This is a genomic window from Oceanobacillus senegalensis, from assembly GCF_900176885.1.
Classification (GTDB): Bacteria; Bacillota; Bacilli; order Bacillales; family Amphibacillaceae; genus Oceanobacillus; species Oceanobacillus senegalensis.
Genome location: NZ_LT839648.1, coordinates 3648792 through 3667596, shown reverse-complemented (window position 1 = coordinate 3667596; position 18805 = coordinate 3648792). Strand labels below are relative to the sequence as shown.

14 protein-coding genes, 3 tRNA genes and 3 rRNA genes are annotated in these 18805 nt (G+C 42.0%); 3 read left to right on the top strand and 17 right to left on the bottom strand.

Going from position 1 to position 18805, the window contains the following annotated elements:
• Window positions 1–145 precede the first annotated feature (145 nt).
• Both CAO17_RS17780 and CAO17_RS17775 read left to right on the top strand, forming a co-directional pair.
• Window positions 146–523, top strand: coding sequence for a CidA/LrgA family protein (locus CAO17_RS17780; RefSeq protein ID WP_085993900.1), 378 nt, complete (start codon window positions 146–148; stop codon window positions 521–523).
• Complete coding sequence (locus CAO17_RS17775) at window positions 510–1202, top strand: LrgB family protein (RefSeq protein WP_342744217.1); 693 nt, start codon at window positions 510–512, stop codon at window positions 1200–1202. The genes CAO17_RS17780 and CAO17_RS17775 overlap by 14 nt, the downstream gene beginning before the upstream one ends.
• Window positions 1203–1223: 21 nt before the next feature.
• Here CAO17_RS17775 and CAO17_RS17770 read toward each other — a convergent pair whose 3' ends face one another.
• Genes CAO17_RS17770 through CAO17_RS17740 form a run of 7 tightly spaced genes read right to left on the bottom strand, consistent with a single transcriptional unit; the run spans window position 1224 to window position 7032 of the window.
• Window positions 1224–1613 carry a Na+/H+ antiporter subunit G gene (locus CAO17_RS17770; protein ID WP_085993899.1) on the bottom strand — a complete coding sequence of 130 codons (390 nt, stop codon included), beginning with the start codon at window positions 1611–1613 and terminating at the stop codon, window positions 1224–1226.
• Window positions 1591–1875, bottom strand: a complete 285-nt coding sequence (locus CAO17_RS17765; RefSeq protein ID WP_085993898.1) for a Na(+)/H(+) antiporter subunit F1 — start codon at window positions 1873–1875, stop codon at window positions 1591–1593. The genes CAO17_RS17770 and CAO17_RS17765 overlap by 23 nt, the downstream gene beginning before the upstream one ends.
• Window positions 1875–2357 (bottom strand): Na+/H+ antiporter subunit E, encoded by a 483-nt coding sequence (locus tag CAO17_RS17760; protein WP_085993897.1) that lies wholly within the window; start codon window positions 2355–2357, stop codon window positions 1875–1877. The genes CAO17_RS17765 and CAO17_RS17760 overlap by 1 nt, the downstream gene beginning before the upstream one ends.
• A gap of 47 nt (window positions 2358–2404) precedes the next feature.
• Entirely contained in the window at window positions 2405–3883 is a 1479-nt protein-coding gene (locus tag CAO17_RS17755) for a Na+/H+ antiporter subunit D (RefSeq protein WP_085993896.1), read from the bottom strand.
• A complete protein-coding gene (locus tag CAO17_RS17750; protein ID WP_085993895.1) occupies window positions 3876–4217 on the bottom strand; it encodes a Na(+)/H(+) antiporter subunit C in 342 nt (113 codons plus the stop codon). Before CAO17_RS17750 ends, CAO17_RS17755 begins: the two co-directional genes overlap by 8 nt.
• Before the next feature lie 3 nt (window positions 4218–4220).
• Window positions 4221–4643: a Na(+)/H(+) antiporter subunit B gene (locus CAO17_RS17745; RefSeq protein ID WP_085993894.1), complete on the bottom strand. Its 423-nt coding sequence runs from the start codon at window positions 4641–4643 to the stop codon at window positions 4221–4223.
• Window positions 4630–7032: a Na+/H+ antiporter subunit A gene (locus CAO17_RS17740; protein ID WP_179151982.1), complete on the bottom strand. Its 2403-nt coding sequence runs from the start codon at window positions 7030–7032 to the stop codon at window positions 4630–4632. The genes CAO17_RS17745 and CAO17_RS17740 overlap by 14 nt, the downstream gene beginning before the upstream one ends.
• A gap of 556 nt (window positions 7033–7588) precedes the next feature.
• On the opposite strand from CAO17_RS17740, the gene CAO17_RS17735 reads away from it, so the two are divergent.
• Window positions 7589–8266, top strand: a complete 678-nt coding sequence (locus CAO17_RS17735; RefSeq protein ID WP_085993892.1) for an adenine nucleotide alpha hydrolase family protein — start codon at window positions 7589–7591, stop codon at window positions 8264–8266.
• A 127-nt stretch (window positions 8267–8393) separates the two neighbouring features.
• Here the strand turns inward: CAO17_RS17735 and CAO17_RS21160 are convergent, their stop codons facing one another.
• The 10 genes from CAO17_RS21160 to CAO17_RS17690 form a co-directional block, all read right to left on the bottom strand.
• Complete coding sequence (locus tag CAO17_RS21160) at window positions 8394–8546, bottom strand: hypothetical protein (RefSeq protein ID WP_179151981.1); 153 nt, start codon at window positions 8544–8546, stop codon at window positions 8394–8396.
• 107 nt (window positions 8547–8653) lie between these two features.
• Entirely contained in the window at window positions 8654–9073 is a 420-nt protein-coding gene (gene arsC / locus CAO17_RS17730; protein ID WP_085993891.1) for an arsenate reductase (thioredoxin), read from the bottom strand.
• Between the two features lie 26 nt (window positions 9074–9099).
• Window positions 9100–10398 carry an arsenic transporter gene (locus CAO17_RS17725; protein WP_085993890.1) on the bottom strand — a complete coding sequence of 433 codons (1299 nt, stop codon included), beginning with the start codon at window positions 10396–10398 and terminating at the stop codon, window positions 9100–9102.
• A gap of 22 nt (window positions 10399–10420) precedes the next feature.
• The gene (locus tag CAO17_RS17720) at window positions 10421–10765 is read right to left on the bottom strand and encodes an ArsR/SmtB family transcription factor (protein WP_085993889.1); all 345 of its coding nucleotides are present in this window, start codon (window positions 10763–10765) and stop codon (window positions 10421–10423) included.
• A 453-nt stretch (window positions 10766–11218) separates the two neighbouring features.
• A tRNA-Asp gene (locus CAO17_RS17715) sits at window positions 11219–11295 on the bottom strand.
• Window positions 11296–11317: 22 nt separating this feature from the next.
• A tRNA-Val gene (locus CAO17_RS17710) sits at window positions 11318–11393 on the bottom strand.
• Window positions 11394–11402: 9 nt separating this feature from the next.
• Window positions 11403–11477 (bottom strand) — tRNA-Glu (locus CAO17_RS17705).
• Window positions 11478–11581: 104 nt separating this feature from the next.
• Window positions 11582–11696 (bottom strand): 5S ribosomal RNA (gene rrf / locus CAO17_RS17700).
• 2353 nt (window positions 11697–14049) lie between these two features.
• Window positions 14050–16945: ribosomal RNA gene (locus CAO17_RS21465) — 23S ribosomal RNA — on the bottom strand.
• A gap of 285 nt (window positions 16946–17230) precedes the next feature.
• Window positions 17231–18795: ribosomal RNA gene (locus tag CAO17_RS17690) — 16S ribosomal RNA — on the bottom strand.
• Together the 16S and 23S rRNA genes form the textbook arrangement of a ribosomal RNA operon.
• Between the last annotated feature and the right edge of the window lie 10 nt (window positions 18796–18805).

Sequence of the window (18805 nt, the reverse complement as noted above, 5' to 3'; positions counted from 1 at the left end):
TACTTTTATGAAGTGTATTTTCTATCTTTATTTTGAAACCTTTATTATTTCCTAGGAAACGTCATATTCTATCTACTAAACTTCTTCTTTTTGTGTTTTTTTATTGCTATACTAGAATTTATTAATAAACTTAGAGGTGTACGTAGTGTTGAAATTCATTAAAATTACGTTGCATGTTGCAATCTTATATTGTTTCTATCAATTAGGGAACTTTATCCAGCAAACTTTTAATCTATTCATTCCCGGTAGTGTTATAGGAATGGTTCTGCTCTTTCTATTCCTTTTTACCAATATCGTAAAAGTATCGTGGTTGGAGGATGGGTTAGTATTTATGAATAAACACCTTACCTTATTTTTCATCCCCGTTACTGTAGGGATTATCAATTACTTTGAATTATTTAAAGGTAAAGGTTTCCTTCTCGTCGTCATTGTTATTTTTAGTACTCTCTTAGTAATGATTAGCTCTGGATTAATAAGCCAATCCATGGCTAGAAGAAAGGAAATCAAGCATGAACATGATTAACTTTTTCATTGAGGTTATTATAATTATTGCTACACTACTTATTTATATTGGTACTGTAAAGGTTCATAAAAAAATGGATAATCCATTCACACTCCCCATTCTTATATCAACGGTAGTTATTATCCTTCTGTTAAGCCTATTTCGTATTTCATATGAAACGTATATGACTGGTGGGGGTTGGATTAGTGAACTACTTGGACCTGCAGTTGTTGCCCTAGCATATCCTTTATATAAAGAAAGACATTTATTAAAAAAACTGGTTATTCCCATCATTAGCGGAACATTAATCGGGGCATTTGTTGGGGTTACCTCAGGTATATTACTTGCTAAATGGGCAGGTTTTGAATCGGAGGTTATTTATACAATCAGCTCCAAATCCGTTACTACCCCTGTTTCGATGGCCATAACCGAGTCAGTTGGAGGAATCACATCTCTAGCCGCCGTATTTGTTATGATTGCAGGTATTTTTGGTGGTGTATTAAGTGAATATATTTTTAGGCTATCCAAAATCAATCATTATGTTGGCAAAGGCATAGGATTAGGTAGTGCTTCTCACGCTATCGGAACCGCAACCGCCCTAGAAAATAGCGATATTGAAGGTTCCATTAGCTCCATTGCCATGATTATTAGTGCAGTAGTCGTTTCCATTATTACCCCTATATTAATTAACCTATTATAGTGAAGCAAATGAAGGCGGAAATCAGGAATGATTTCCGCCTTCATAATCTTTATCCGCATTTCTCTTCCGTATGGCAACCATCAATTCATCTTCATACGTTTGTTTTGTCATTTTCACCTTTCCTCTATATGCCGCTCGTGATATTAAGTGTCCCGATACAGGGGAAGTTAAAAACACAAAAAGAATTCCTAAAATGATCCGAACACTAAAGAAAGATTCTGTTATCCAGAAGTATACAAAGACTCCAGATAAGGTTATTAATACAGCCAGTGTTGAAGATTTGGTTGCGGCATGTGAGCGTGAATATACATCAGGAAAACGGATTACTCCTATCGCACTAATAACAGCCAATATAGAACCGATTAAAATAAATAACGCTGCTATAAATTCAATCATCTCGTTTACGATCAATAATAACGCCCCTCTCAATATATTTAGAGAAAGCGATCGTACTAATAAACGCCAAAATTCCCAAAATAAGGATAACATCAAGGAAGGCCTTTGTACCCAAGATAACCGAGATAATAGCAATGGCTGTGATAAGATTTACTCCTATCATGTCCAAGGCAATAATCCTGTCGGGTAAACTTGGTCCGACAACAATACGATATAATGTTATGACGATGGCAACACCAAATAATGTAAGTGCTGCATATAGCATGGCATCTATCATTACCTAGTCACCTCCATAATCGCTCTTTCAAATTTACCTAATGATTTAATTAAATTCTCTCGTGATTCCTTAACATCAATGGCGTGAATATAAAATGCATCTCCTTCAGGTGTAACCTCAATAACAACAGATCCAGGTGTTAAAATCAAAAGAAGGGCTAGTAGGGGAACCTCCCATTCTCCTCTTAACTCTGTTTCATATCTTATTATTCCTGGATTAATATTCATTTTAGGGCTTACTATCTTCGCTAGAACTTGAACACTAGATTGCATTAGCTCTGAAATAAATATGAAAATCAATTTGATGAAAGCAAACAATCGTCCTAAATAAAAACGTTCCCCAAAAAAACGATGCATTAAATAAATAATACCTAGTCCAACAAGGTAACCAGTAACAAATGTTGTAACATAAAACTGGTCTTCATCTTGGAAAAAGGTCCACAAGAATGCGATGGCTAAATTCATGATAAACTGGGCGGGCATGATAAGTACCTCCTAAAAATGTACTTTAAGGATTAGCATATCTCGAATTACTCATATAGAACAGCATCAATATAAATTTGCGGGTTTAATAATGTATTAGCTGCATCACTAACATATAAATAAAGTGATTCTGCGCCTAAACCTATTCCAATCGTAGCTATAGTCAGTATAGCGCACGGAATCATCCAGCCTTTTTTCACCGGTACTTCATCTTCTGTACTAATGATGGTTTCTCCCCAAAAGCATTGAAGAAAAACACGAAGAAGAGAATAGAGAACAAAGATACTTGATAGGAAAGCCAATGCTAGTAAAATATAAGATCCTGCATTTACTGCTCCTTCGCCTACCAATACTTTTCCAATGAAGCCGCTTAATGGTGGAATACCTGCTAAAGATAACATTACAATAAAGAACATCCAGCCCATTAGAGGATAATTTCGTATCAAACCACTCATCTCGTCGATTTTAGTGGTACCAGTCACTGTAATCATCGTACCGGCCAATAAGAACAATAGTGATTTTACAATCATGTCATGTATAAGGTAGTAGATAGACCCTTCCATTGCTTCCGGCGTTGCAACAGCTAGCCCTACTAGAATAAAGCCAACAGCAATCACTACATTATACGTCACAATTAACCTTATATCTTTGTAGGCAACTGCTCCAATACTTCCGCCTATCAAGGTTAATGCTGCCAATACCCCAATAAATGTATGCGTGATGGACGGTTCATGATAAAAGAATAACGTAAATACACGAAACATAGCATAGATTCCAACCTTTGTTAAAAGTCCTCCAAACAGAGCTGCAACTGCCGTTGGAGCAACACTATATGAACCTGGAAGCCAAAAGTAAAGTAATAGTCCTGCTTTTAGGGCAAAAACGGTTAGAAATACAATGCTAATAACTGTTAACAGCGGGGTTTGTCCCGACTCAGAAATCCGCTCTGAAATATGTGCCATATTTAGTGTTCCAACTGAACCGTATAGAAAAGCAATTGCAACAAGGAAAAACCAAGATGATAATACATTAATTATCACATATTTGATGGATTCTCTTAATTGCGCTTTTTTGCCTCCTAGTGCAATAAGAACATAAGATGCAAGCAACATAATCTCAAAACAAACATATAGATTAAACAAGTCTCCTGTTAAGAATGATCCATTCACACCCGCAACTAAAAAGTTCACAAAGGAATAAAAGAACATATTTTCACGGGCTTTTCCAATGGACGAAAAGGAATATAATAAGCAAATCGCTGCAACGATACTAGTTGTCATCACAAGAATAAGTGAGAAGGAATCTGCAACAAATAATATGCCAAATGGAGGCTCCCAGCCCCCAAAGTCCAATCTCAAAACACCTTCTGTTTGGACTCGATTTAATAAGTAAGCAACGATTCCTATGTTAGCGACCATCACGAATAGGCTAATCCATCTTTGTAAATAAATGTTGTTACGAAAGAAAATGAAAAGGATACCTGCTAAAACAGGAATAGCCATTGGTAAGACAATCATATTATTCATCTTTAAAACCTCTCAATTCAAATAGATTATCTGTTCCTGTTTCACGGTATGTACGATAAGCCAGAACTAATAATATGGCTGTCACAGCAAAACTGATGACAATAGAAGTTAAAATAAGTGCTTGAGGAAGTGCATCGACAAATGTGGTCCCTTTTTCTCCTAAAACTGGGACCGTACCATTCTTAAGCCCTCTTCCCATCGTCATAATTAGTAAGTGGGCTGCATGTGAAAGAACAGCCGTTCCTAATATAACCCGAAGCACACTCCTAGAGAGTATTAAATATGTGGCCACCGTTACCAAAACACCTGTCAGGATGGTGATGATAGTTTCCATAGATTACACATCCTCAACTATACTTAAAATGATTGTTACAACTACACCTACGACAACAAGAGCAATTCCCGCTTCAAATATAGTCACAGTAGTAAGTTCCGTTTCTCCAAAAAAGGGAAGGTCAAAGTAAGCAAAGGATTGCGATAAAAATGGCTCACCAAATATAAACGACCCAAAACCTGTTAAAACGGAAATAAATGCTCCTAATGCTGCGACCCTTTTAAAATCGAAGGGTATTGCCTGTCGAATTGTTTCAATATCAAAGGAGATAAATAATAAAACAAAAGCCGATGCCAAAACTAGGCCACCACTGAACCCACCACCAGGACTGTGGTGCCCAGTAAGGAATAAATATACAGCCAATGTTAGGATAATAAATACAACTACTTTTACAACTGCTCTTAAAATTACATTATTTGTCTTCAAGGGGTTTATCCCCCTTTCTTGCCTTCAATTTGATAAAAGTATAAACACCGAGACCTGCAATGAGTAGCACAACAACCTCGAGCATTGTATCAAACGCTCTAAAATCTCCAAGAATTGCATTCACAATATTATTACCACCAGCAAGTTCATAGGAATTCTCATAGAAATAAGAGATACTTTCAAATAACTTTCCGTTTTGAACAGCTAATGCAATCGTTGTGAAGATCACTCCGACAGCAACAGAAATAATAGCATTTACCCCTTTGGAACGCTTTTTACTTTCTTCCTTTTTCCACTCTGGTAGAAAATAATAAGCAGCCAAAAATAAGACCGTAGTAACAGTCTCTATAATGGTTTGAGTTAATGCTAAATCTGGAGCACGAAATATTACAAATAGAATAGCAATACCGTATCCTATTACACTATTCAATATTATAGCTGTTAAGCGTGACTTCGCTAATAGAATAGCAACAGCAGCAATCATCATTGCTAATGTAATTAGCAATTCAAATCCCGTAATTTCAGAGTTGCCCTCGATATTAAATAAAAACGACTGAGTACGGAATAATGTTCCACCTACTGCAATGATAAAGAAAAGATAAATATAAACCATATAGTCCCGAAGATACCCAGTCATATAGGAATTAGTAACTGCGTTTGATATACTTTCTGTCTTCTCTAAAACATTTCCATACAACGTGTTAAACGACCATTTTTCTGGTAGGAGCCGGTATATTTTTTTCCAGTGACGGAGGGAAATATATAAGAGTGTACCTAAAATAATAACTCCTATTGTTAGCATTAATTCAGTATTAAATCCATGCCATTGGTTTATATGTAGACCAAGTTCCCCATTCATATATGGAAAAATACTATACATAGCAGGTGTAAGTACATATTCGCCAAGTACATTTGGAAAGAAGAAAATCAATATAACGAGCGCCCCTAGAATTGCAGGAGATATAAGCATACCAAAAGGTGCTTCATATGCAGGATGCTCCAATTTTTCTTCCTGATAGTTACCAAGAAACGTTTTGAAAACAAAAATCATGCAATAAACAAACGTAAATATACTAGCTACCCAAGCAACGATTGGAATCAAATTCATCCATGTTTCTGAAGAAAATTGGAGATTACTTATATTTAATGCTGCTGTAAAAAACATCTCCTTACTCAAGAAACCATTAAACGGTGGGAGGCCCGCCATAGAAAAACTTCCTATTATAGCTATGGTAAAGGTGATAGGCATCAACGTGGCTAATCCACCTAGTCTTCGTATGTCACGTGTTCCTAATTCATGGTCAACAATACCTACAACCATAAATAATGCACCTTTAAATGTGGAATGATTCATTAAATGGAATAATGCAGCGAATGCTGCTTGTGTATAAACGACAGAATCAAGGGAATAACCATTTTGCAATGCAGCTGAACTCATACCAAACATACTCATGATCATGCCAAGCTGACTAATTGTTGAATAGGCCAAAAGTGCTTTAAGATCCGTTTGCCTAATGGCATTAAATGACCCCCAAAACATTGTCAATAAACCTATTCCAGTAACGAGCCAAAACCATGTTAGTTCTCCACCAAAAACAGGAGTAAACCTAGCAACTAAATAAATCCCTGCTTTCACCATTGTAGCTGAGTGTAAATAAGCACTAACAGGAGTCGGTGCCTCCATTGCAGTTGGTAGCCAAATATGGAAAGGAAATTGTACGGATTTGGTAAATGCACCAAGTAAAATCAATATCAAAGCTGGAATGAAGAGTGGATGCTCGTTAAAGTTTGGCACTGTTGCAATAATTTCCCGAACACTCATCGTTTCCGTCATTACAAAAAGCATAATAAAACCAACAAGCATTGCAAAGCCACCACTAACCGTAATTAACAAAGATTTTTGCGCACCTTCTCTTGATCTTTTCCGATGATACCAAAAAGCAATTAATAAGAAGGAGGAAATACTTGTTAATTCCCAAAACACATATAAAATCATGATATTGTCTGAAAATACAACACCAAGCATTGCACCCATAAACAATAATAAGTATGAGTAAAAATGGCTGAGGTTTTCATCACTGGACAAATAATTGATGGAGTAAATGGTCACAAGTGCACCTATACCGGTAATTAATAGGGCAAAGATTAAACTCAAGCCATCTAAGTAAGTGGTGAAATTAATGTTGTACGATGGAATCCATCGAATCGTGTAAAGGTATGTATCCCCATTAGCTATATTGGGAATGTATCGGATAAGAAAGATAAACAGTGCTGATGAAATAATGAATACAAACCACCCAATATGAATCCTTTTTATTGTTTTATGTAAAAAGGGGACTAATATAGCAGCTAAAAAGGGAATAATGATTGCTAAATTCACAGTGATCAAAATCGGATCCTCCATTTCAAAACCGTCTGATTCTATTATGATAAAAATGCCAATAACTTCCTACGCTATAACATCTAAGAATGTATTGCATATATAGTAATTAAGTATTATTATGGTTAAAAAATTCACTTTTATGAATGTAAAATTTGAAGGGGTTTTTCAAAAAACTAACCGCAGAATCTATCCTTGCAGTTACACGGAGATAATGATAAAAAGTTTTAAAGGATTTATTGAAAAGACAAACTATATTTTTTATCAACACTCCTAATTATAACGCAGTATTTTTAACAATGCACATTTGTAGCATTATTCAAAACCACAAATATTGTATTTATTTTATAAATCACTTATGATTATAGAAACATATAATTAACAAATACTATTTAAAGGTAAAAAGATAAAAAATATTACACATAATCCATTAACAGAAACGGACTTACACTTTTGTTAAAATTTGAGGGTTCACGGAAGTTAAATAACGTGTTAAACTAATACAGTTTTAATTGATAAAATACTATTATTCATGGATTGAAATTTAAGAGGTGAAATTGCCGTCATGAAAAAAATAAAAGGTCGTATGGACGAAAGTATTCTTGTGTGTGTTTACTATGGTCCTAATGGTGAACGATTAATTAAACGTGGTCATAAACTTGCCCAAATAATGGATTGCCCATTATATGTATTAACGGTTGATCAAAAACCTTATGATGAATTTGATGCTGAGAAATCGGGATATATTGAGCGGTGGAAGGAATTATGTGATGATTTAGATGTAGATGAGTTTCTCATTCGCGATAATGAAAGTCGTTCCTCCGTCAAAGCTATTAAGGAAGTCGCCCATAACCTTAATATTACTCAAATTATCATTGGCCAAAGCCCTCAAAACAGGTGGGAAGAAATTACGAAGGGCTCTTTTGTAAATGTATTATTACGAGAATTGACGTTCATCGATATTCATATTGTATCCATTGACCGTACACTGAAAGGTGAAGATGATACTTCATATGAAAAGGGAGTCCGTGGATTTTTACAAAAAGACGGTGACACCTATCGATTACGTTTTACACGATCAAAAGATAATCTTTATGAAGGTATATTTTATAAAGAAATTGGAACAGATTTTAACAATGGGATTTTTAAGTTTGTCAATAACCGTGGAAAAACATGTCAAGTGCATGTCACAGACGATAAAGTAACTGGAAAAATGAAAGAACCACCAAATGTTAAGAAGTAACCAAAGGCTATTCCCAAGGTGAAGAATGGGAGTAGATTATGCTTTATTAGGTAATACGGACTAAAAAGTCAGTGCAATCCCTTAACATGGGCTACACTGACTTTTTAGATATGATGAAAAACCCTCTTTATAAATCCTCACTGTTTAGGTATTCATTTGGTGTTGCATTTCCATGTGGATTTGAATTTTTATACTGGCTCTTTCTTCCATTTCTCGTTTCTCCATGGTTCCTGTTTTCTTTAAATTGATTATTCTTTTTCGACTGATTTCTATTGGCCATTGTTTACCTCCTATTCCTTTAGAATTAGTTTTTGAAGATGAGGCTTTTTTATACCTTATTTAACACGTAAAAAAGACCAACTTTATGAAAAGTCAGCCCTTTGATCATTACTCTCCAGTCTCGGCAAATCGCTTCATTCTTTCCCCGATTTCATCACGTACCCGTTGGAACACAGTCCATACCTCTTCTTCTGTTCCTTCCGCCTTTGCAGGATCATCAAATCCCCAATGTTCCCGTTTCACCTGTGGGGGTGTCATTGGACAACGATCTTTAGCATCTCCACATAGCGTAACTGCCAAATCGGCTTTATTCAGAAAATCAGTATCTATTTTTTCTGATGATTGCTTAGAAATATCAATGCCAACTTCATTCATCGCCTTTACTGCATTGGGGTTCAGTCCATGCGCCTCAATCCCTGCACTACGAACTTCCCATTCGTCTCCCAAATATTTCTTCGCCCATCCTTCTGCCATTTGGCTCCTACAAGAGTTCCCCGTACATAAAAAGTAAATTGATTTTTTAGCCATAATTATAATTCCTTTCATAGGTATAGTTAATACATCCTTAATGTAATATACAGACCTAAAAGTGTGATAAACAATATAGGGATGGTAAGAACTATCCCTGTTTTAAAATAAGTTCCCCAGGAAATCCTAACTCCCTTTTGTGATAGAACATGAAGCCACACTAATGTAGCAAGAGAACCTATCGGTGTAATTTTCGGTCCTAGGTCTGAACCAATCACATTGGCATACACAAGTGCTTCCCTTAGGATTCCTGAAGTATTAGTTTCTAAGATTGCCAGTGCGTCAATCATAACGGTTGGCATGTTGTTCATCACAGAAGACAGAATAGCTGCAATGAATCCCATTGAAATGGTAGCAACAAACAATCCTTGCTCAGCAGCTGTCTCAATTAAAGTTGCTAATAATGATGTTAAACCTGCATTCCCCAATCCATAAACGACAACATACATCCCAATGGAGAAAAACACAATATTCCATGGCGCGCCCTTAACAACGGCTTTCGTGTTGACTGCTTTACTTTTCCTTGCAATCACTAAAAGGAAAATAGCAACTGCCCCTGCAACAAAGGATACCGGAACTTTAATGAACTCACTTCCTAAATAGCCAATCAATAGTATAACTAACACGAACCAAGATATTCGAAACATCTTATAATCCTTTATGGCTTGTTCTGGTTTATCTAATTTAGACATATCGTAGTTTTTCGGTATACTTTTTCTAAAGTAAATCAATAATACCGTAATAGTTGCGATAAGAGAGAATATATTTGGAATAATCATTATCGATGCATATTCAACAAAGCCTATTCCAAAAAAGTCAGCTGATACGATATTAACTAAGTTACTAACAACTAGTGGCAATGAAGTGGTATCAGCAATAAATCCACTTGCCATAATAAAAGGGAAAATCGTCTTTTCTGAAAAATTCAAATTCCTTACCATGGCTAGGACAATAGGCGTCAAAATAAGTGCTGCCCCATCATTTGCAAAAAATGCTGCAACAATGGAACCTAAAATACTAATATAGACAAACATCCTGACCCCATTACCTTTTGCAACACGAGCCATATGTAGTGCAGCCCACTCAAATAAACCAATTTCATCTAAGATTAATGAAATAATAATGATAGCAACGAATGCGAGAGTTGCATTCCAAACGATTTGAGTGACTTCCATAACATCACCAAAATCAACAACTCCAACTAGTAATGCCAAAATAGCTCCACCTATAGCTGACCAGCCAATAGACAATCCTCTTGGTTGCCAAATGACAAGTATCAGTGTAGCTAAGAAAATAATGAATGCTAAAAGTGATGTAACGGTCAAAATCAATACCTCCAAATCTGAACTACTTACAGGTAATACGTGTGCCTTTTGCTTCTAATTCCTTTAACTTTGCACGTTGATCTGGTAATAGTTCTAAAATCCTCTGAACTAACGGATAATATTCATGCTCTTTATTAATATGATAAAAAATCCATTGTCCTTTTCGTTCTTCTTGAACCAGTCTAATGTCCCTCAGTTTTCTCAAATGTTGGCTAATAGATGGCTGACTCATTTCAAAAATTTCAACAAACTCACAAACACAACAGGACTGACTATCTAATATCTTCATCATTGTTAGCCTTGTCTTATCTCCGAGTAATTTTAAGATAGCTCCTGCCTTTTCTATGTCAACGATTGTTTCTAGCATTGAATGCCCCCTTCCTTACCAATTTATAAAGTCAAATTTCACTGATTTTAGATGACCGAATCATGAGTTTACCAGCTGCCCGATTCCCGTTTATACTTCTTGGCGTATCTCGAATTCTTCTCGTTAAGGGGCCTTACAGCCAGTTAATCACTCGATAATCATATAACTATTTGCTTATATATTCAATAGAAACCAATACCATTTATCTGTTTCTAGTTAAAAATTAACCCACAACCATAAAGTGTATCTTCCATCGGTATGTATTAATGCCCCTGAAACTACGATAAATATTATATTTTCCGTAATAAAAAAGATTACAGTTCGTATCCTCCCTAACTGTAATCTTTTTACAAAATATAGACTCTACTAAACTACAACAAAAGTGCTCTCTTAGCTTAGCAATAAGCCGGTAGTAGAAATTATATGTAAATGCTAATTTAAATTATTTACTAATGGCGGTCCGGACGGGACTCGAACCCGCGACCTCCTGCGTGACAGGCAGGCATTCTAACCAACTGAACTACCGGACCATTATTTCGTTAAAGTAGTCTATGGTGGAGGATACAGGACTTGAACCTGTGACCCCCTGCTTGTAAGGCAGGTGCTCTCCCAGCTGAGCTAATCCTCCATATAATAGTGGTGACCCGTACGGGATTCGAACCCGTGTTACCGCCGTGAAAGGGCGGTGTCTTAACCACTTGACCAACGGGCCAATTATTTTCCACAAAAAAATAACCCCACAATAGGCTACTACCGATTAACAGTCTATACCATAACCGTTAAGCTAATGTGGAGTAATCCAAATATAAATATATTGTCTAGCAGTGTCCTACTCTTGCGGGAGTTAGCCCCAACTACCATCGGCGCTAGAGAGCTTAACTACTGTGTTCGGCATGGGAACAGGTGTGACCTCTCTGCTATTACCACTAGACAAATTAAATAATTTTTAAATAAGGCTATGTACCTTCAAAACTAGATAAGAATTACTTAAGACATATATAAAATTTAGTTAAGTCCTCGATCGATTAGTATTCGTCAGCTTCACGTGTCACCACGCTTCCACCTCGAACCTATCTACCTCATAGTCCCTGAGGGATCTTACTCACTTAGAAGTGATGGGAAGTCTCATCTTGAGGGGGGCTTCATGCTTAGATGCTTTCAGCACTTATCCTTACCATACGTAGCTACCCAGCTATGCTCCTGGCGGAACAACTGGTACACCAGCGGTATGTCCATCCCGGTCCTCTCGTACTAAGGACAGCTCCTCTCAAACTTCCAGCGCCCACGACGGATAGGGACCGAACTGTCTCACGACGTTCTGAACCCAGCTCGCGTACCGCTTTAATGGGCGAACAGCCCAACCCTTGGGACCGACTACAGCCCCAGGATGCGATGAGCCGACATCGAGGTGCCAAACCTCCCCGTCGATGTGAACTCTTGGGGGAGATAAGCCTGTTATCCCCGGGGTAGCTTTTATCCGTTGAGCGATGGCCCTTCCATGCGGAACCACCGGATCACTAAGCCCGACTTTCGTCCCTGCTCGACTTGTAGGTCTCGCAGTCAAGCTCCCTTCTGCCTTTACACTCTGCGAATGATTTCCAACCATTCTGAGGGAACCTTTGGGCGCCTCCGTTACCTTTTGGGAGGCGACCGCCCCAGTCAAACTGCCCGCCTGACACTGTCTCCGAACCGGATCACGGTCCTGGGTTAGAAGGTCCATACAGCCAGGGTGGTATCCCACGGATGCCTCCACGTAAGCTGGCGCTCACGCTTCTGAGGCTCCCACCTATCCTGTACAAGCTGCACAGACATTCAATATCAGGCTACAGTAAAGCTCCACGGGGTCTTTCCGTCCTGTCGCGGGTAATGCGCATCTTCACGCATAGTATAATTTCACCGGGTCTCTCGTTGAGACAGTGCCCAAGTCGTTGCACCTTTCGTGCGGGTCGGAACTTACCCGACAAGGAATTTCGCTACCTTAGGACCGTTATAGTTACGGCCGCCGTTTACTGGGGCTTCGGTTCTAAGCTTCGGACCAAAGGTCCTAACTCTTCCCCTTAACCTTCCAGCACCGGGCAGGTGTCAGCCCCTATACTTCGCCTTTCGGCTTCGCAGAGACCTGTGTTTTTGCTAAACAGTCGCTTGGGCCTATTCACTGCGGCTCTATCTCTATAGAGCACCCCTTCTCCCTAAGTTACGGGGTCATTTTGCCGAGTTCCTTAACGAGAGTTCTCCCGCTCACCTTAGGATTCTCTCCTCGCCTACCTGTGTCGGTTTGCGGTACGGGCACCTGTGATCTGGCTAGAGGCTTTTCTCGGCAGTGTGAAATCCGGAACTTCGGCTATAGTTGCCTCCCCATCACAGCTTGAAATGGCCAGACGGATTTGCCTATCTGACTTTCTCACTGCTTGGGCGCACACGTCCATCGGTGCGCATTCCTTATCCTACTGCGTCCCCCCATCACTCATAACGATCACGAGGTGGTACAGGAATATCTGCCTGTTGTCCATCGCCTACGCCTTTCGGCCTCGGCTTAGGTCCCGACTAACCCTGAGAGGACGAGCCTTCCTCAGGAAACCTTAGGCATTCGGTGAAAGAGATTCTCACTCTTTTTTCGCTACTCATACCGGCATTCTCACTTCTAAGCGCTCCACCAGTCCTCACGGTCTGACTTCACAGCACTTAGAACGCTCTCCTACCATTGTCTAAAAGACAATCCACAGCTTCGGTGATACGTTTAGCCCCGGTACATTTTCGGCGCAGAGTCACTCGACCAGTGAGCTATTACGCACTCTTTAAATGATGGCTGCTTCTAAGCCAACATCCTGGTTGTCTAAGCAACTCCACATCCTTTTCCACTTAACGTATACTTTGGGACCTTAGCTGGTGGTCTGGGCTGTTTCCCTTTCGACTATGAACCTTATCACCCATAGTCTGACTCCCAAGTCTAAGTAGCTGGCATTCGGAGTTTGACTGAATTCGGTAACCCGATGAGGGCCCCTAGTCCAATCAGTGCTCTACCTCCAGTACTCTTTCCTTGAGGCTAGCCCTAAAGCTATTTCGGAGAGAACCAGCTATCTCCGTGTTCGATTGGCATTTCACCCCTACCCACACCTCATCCCCGCATTTTTCAACATACGTGGGTTCGGGCCTCCTGTCAGTGTTACCTGACCTTCACCCTGGACATGGGTAGATCACACGGTTTCGGGTCTACGACCGCATACTCATTCGCCCTGTTTAGACTCGCTTTCGCTGCGGCTTCGTGTCTTCCNTTAGTTAAGTCCTCGATCGATTAGTATTCGTCAGCTCCACGTGTCACCACGCTTCCACCTCGAACCTATCTACCTCATAGTCCCTGAGGGATCTTACTCACTTAGAAGTGATGGGAAGTCTCATCTTGAGGGGGGCTTCATGCTTAGATGCTTTCAGCACTTATCCTTACCATACGTAGCTACCCAGCTATGCTCCTGGCGGAACAACTGGTACACCAGCGGTATGTCCATCCCGGTCCTCTCGTACTAAGGACAGCTCCTCTCAAACTTCCGGCGCCCACGACGGATAGGGACCGAACTGTCTCACGACGTTCTGAACCCAGCTCGCGTACCGCTTTAATGGGCGAACAGCCCAACCCTTGGGACCGACTACAGCCCCAGGATGCGATGAGCCGACATCGAGGTGCCAAACCTCCCCGTCGATGTGAACTCTTGGGGGAGATAAGCCTGTTATCCCCGGGGTAGCTTTTATCCGTTGAGCGATGGCCCTTCCATGCGGAACCACCGGATCACTAAGCCCGACTTTCGTCCCTGCTCGACTTGTAGGTCTCGCAGTCAAGCTCCCTTCTGCCTTTACACTCTGCGAATGATTTCCAACCATTCTGAGGGAACCTTTGGGCGCCTCCGTTACCTTTTGGGAGGCGACCGCCCCAGTCAAACTGCCCGCCTGACACTGTCTCCGAACCGGATCACGGTCCTGGGTTAGAAGGTCCATACAGCCAGGGTGGTATCCCACGGATGCCTCCACGTAAGCTGGCGCTCACGCTTCTGAGGCTCCCACCTATCCTGTACAAGCTGCACAGACATTCAATATCAGGCTACAGTAAAGCTCCACGGGGTCTTTCCGTCCTGTCGCGGGTAATGCGCATCTTCACGCATAGTATAATTTCACCGGGTCTCTCGTTGAGACAGTGCCCAAGTCGTTGCACCTTTCGTGCGGGTCGGAACTTACCCGACAAGGAATTTCGCTACCTTAGGACCGTTATAGTTACGGCCGCCGTTTACTGGGGCTTCGGTTCTAAGCTTCGGACCAAAGGTCCTAACTCTTCCCCTTAACCTTCCAGCACCGGGCAGGTGTCAGCCCCTATACTTCGCCTTTCGGCTTCGCAGAGACCTGTGTTTTTGCTAAACAGTCGCTTGGGCCTATTCACTGCGGCTCTATCTCTATAGAGCACCCCTTCTCCCTAAGTTACGGGGTCATTTTGCCGAGTTCCTTAACGAGAGTTCTCCCGCTCACCTTAGGATTCTCTCCTCGCCTACCTGTGTCGGTTTGCGGTACGGGCACCTGTGATCTGGCTAGAGGCTTTTCTCGGCAGTGTGAAATCCGGAACTTCGGCTATAGTTGCCTCCCCATCACAGCTTGAAATGGCCAGACGGATTTGCCTATCTGACTTTCTCACTGCTTGGGCGCACACGTCCATCGGTGCGCATTCCTTATCCTACTGCGTCCCCCCATCACTCATAACGATCACGAGGTGGTACAGGAATATCTGCCTGTTGTCCATCGCCTACGCCTTTCGGCCTCGGCTTAGGTCCCGACTAACCCTGAGAGGACGAGCCTTCCTCAGGAAACCTTAGGCATTCGGTGAAAGAGATTCTCACTCTTTTTTCGCTACTCATACCGGCATTCTCACTTCTAAGCGCTCCACCAGTCCTCACGGTCTGACTTCACAGCACTTAGAACGCTCTCCTACCATTGTCTAAAAGACAATCCACAGCTTCGGTGATACGTTTAGCCCCGGTACATTTTCGGCGCAGAGTCACTCGACCAGTGAGCTATTACGCACTCTTTAAATGATGGCTGCTTCTAAGCCAACATCCTGGTTGTCTAAGCAACTCCACATCCTTTTCCACTTAACGTATACTTTGGGACCTTAGCTGGTGGTCTGGGCTGTTTCCCTTTCGACTATGAACCTTATCACCCATAGTCTGACTCCCAAGTCTAAGTAGCTGGCATTCGGAGTTTGACTGAATTCGGTAACCCGATGAGGGCCCCTAGTCCAATCAGTGCTCTACCTCCAGTACTCAAATCTTTGAGGCTAGCCCTAAAGCTATTTCGGAGAGAACCAGCTATCTCCGTGTTCGATTGGCATTTCACCCCTACCCACACCTCATCCCCGCATTTTTCAACATACGTGGGTTCGGGCCTCCTGTCAGTGTTACCTGACCTTCACCCTGGACATGGGTAGATCACACGGTTTCGGGTCTACGACCGCATACTCATTCGCCCTGTTTAGACTCGCTTTCGCTGCGGCTTCGTGTCTTCCACTTAACCTTGCATACGATCGTAACTCGCCGGTCCATTCTACAAAAGGTACGCCGTCACGCGTAAATGCGCTTCGACTACTTGTAGGCACACGGTTTCAGGTACTCTTTCACTCCCCTTCCGGGGTACTTTTCACCTTTCCCTCACGGTACTGGTTCACTATCGGTCACTAGGGAGTATTTAGCCTTGGGAGATGGTCCTCCCGGATTCCGACGGAATTCCACGTGTTCCGCCGTACTCAGGATACACTCCGGAGAGAATTCTCTTTTTGACTACAGGGCTGTTACCCTCTTTGGCTCATCTTTCCAGATGGATTCGTCTAAAGAATTCCTTTGTAACTCCATGTGGAGTGTCCTACAACCCCAGAGAGCAAGCTCTCTGGTTTGGGCTGTTTCCGTTTCGCTCGCCGCTACTTGGGAAATCGCATTTGCTTTCTCTTCCTCTGGGTACTGAGATGTTTCAGTTCCCCAGGTATGCCTCTTGTGCCCTATGTATTCAGACACAAGTCCTGTTCCATTACGAACAGTGGGTTTCCCCATTCGGAAATCTCCGGATCAATGCTTACTTACAGCTCCCCGAAGCATATCGGTGTTAGTCCCGTCCTTCATCAGCTCCTAGTGCCAAGGCATCCACCGTGCGCCCTTATTCACTTAACTAAAGTTACAATGAATAAGCGTGCTAATAAAATTAGCCTTGCTTTACTAAAAATAATCTAGCTTCAGCTCCTATAATCAGTTGCTTCAGCCTTTTGATTGATGTCTTGTCATTCTTATCTAGTTTTCAAGGTACATATATAAACGAAGGAATTGATCCCTCAAAACTGAACCAAACAATCCATTATGCCTTATATTCACCTTGTGAAAGGTGTTCCGTAATAATTCAGCTTCAGCTCCTGCAATCAGTCGCTTACGCTTTTCATTTCCTTAGAAAGGAGGTGATCCAGCCGCACCTTCCGATACGGCTACCTTGTTACGACTTCACCCCAATCATTGGTCCCACCTTCGGCGGCTGGCTCCAAAAGGTTACCTCACCGACTTCGGGTGTTACCAACTCTCGTGGTGTGACGGGCGGTGTGTACAAGACCCGGGAACGTATTCACCGCGGCATGCTGATCCGCGATTACTAGCGATTCCGGCTTCATGTAGGCGAGTTGCAGCCTACAATCCGAACTGAGAATGGTTTTATGGGATTTGCTTGACCTCACGGTTTCGCTTCCCTTTGTACCATCCATTGTAGCACGTGTGTAGCCCAGGTCATAAGGGGCATGATGATTTGACGTCATCCCCACCTTCCTCCGGTTTGTCACCGGCAGTCACCTTAGAGTGCCCAACTGAATGCTGGCAACTAAGATCAAGGGTTGCGCTCGTTGCGGGACTTAACCCAACATCTCACGACACGAGCTGACGACAACCATGCACCACCTGTCACTCTGTCCCCGAAGGGAAAATCCTATCTCTAGGAGTGTCAGAGGATGTCAAGACCTGGTAAGGTTCTTCGCGTTGCTTCGAATTAAACCACATGCTCCACCGCTTGTGCGGGTCCCCGTCAATTCTTTTGAGTTTCAGCCTTGCGGCCGTACTCCCCAGGCGGAGTGCTTAATGCGTTAACTTCAGCACTAAAGGGCGGAAACCCTCTAACACCTAGCACTCATCGTTTACGGCGTGGACTACCAGGGTATCTAATCCTGTTCGCTACCCACGCTTTCGCTCCTCAGCGTCAGTTACAGACCAGAGAGTCGCCTTCGCCACTGGTGTTCCTCCACATCTCTACGCATTTCACCGCTACACGTGGAATTCCACTCTCCTCTTCTGTACTCAAGTCCTCCAGTTTCCAATGACCGCTCACGGTTAAGCCGCAAGATTTCACATCAGACTTAAAAGACCGCCTGCGAGCGCTTTACGCCCAATAAATCCGGACAACGCTTGCCACCTACGTATTACCGCGGCTGCTGGCACGTAGTTAGCCGTGGCTTTCTGGTTAGGTACCGTCAAGGTATGATCAGTTACTATCATACTTGTTCTTCCCTAACAACAGAGTTTTACGATCCGAAAACCTTCTTCACTCACGCGGCGTTGCTCCGTCAGACTTTCGTCCATTGCGGAAGATTCCCTACTGCTGCCTCCCGTAGGAGTCTGGGCCGTGTCTCAGTCCCAGTGTGGCCGATCACCCTCTCAGGTCGGCTACGCATCGTCGCCTTGGTGAGCCTTTACCTCACCAACTAACTAATGCGCCGCGGGCCCATCTGTAAGTGACAGCCGAAGCCGTCTTTCAAACTCTCCATCATGCGATGAAAAGTATTATCCGGTATTAGCTCACGTTTCCGCAAGTTATCCCAATCTTACAGGCAGGTTGCCCACGTGTTACTCACCCGTCCGCCGCTCGTTCCACTAACGTCACCCCCGAAGGGGATCAGTTAGCTTCCCGCGCTCGACTTGCATGTATTAGGCACGCCGCCAGCGTTCGTCCTGAGCCAAGATCAAACTCTCCAAAAAAGTTTGTATA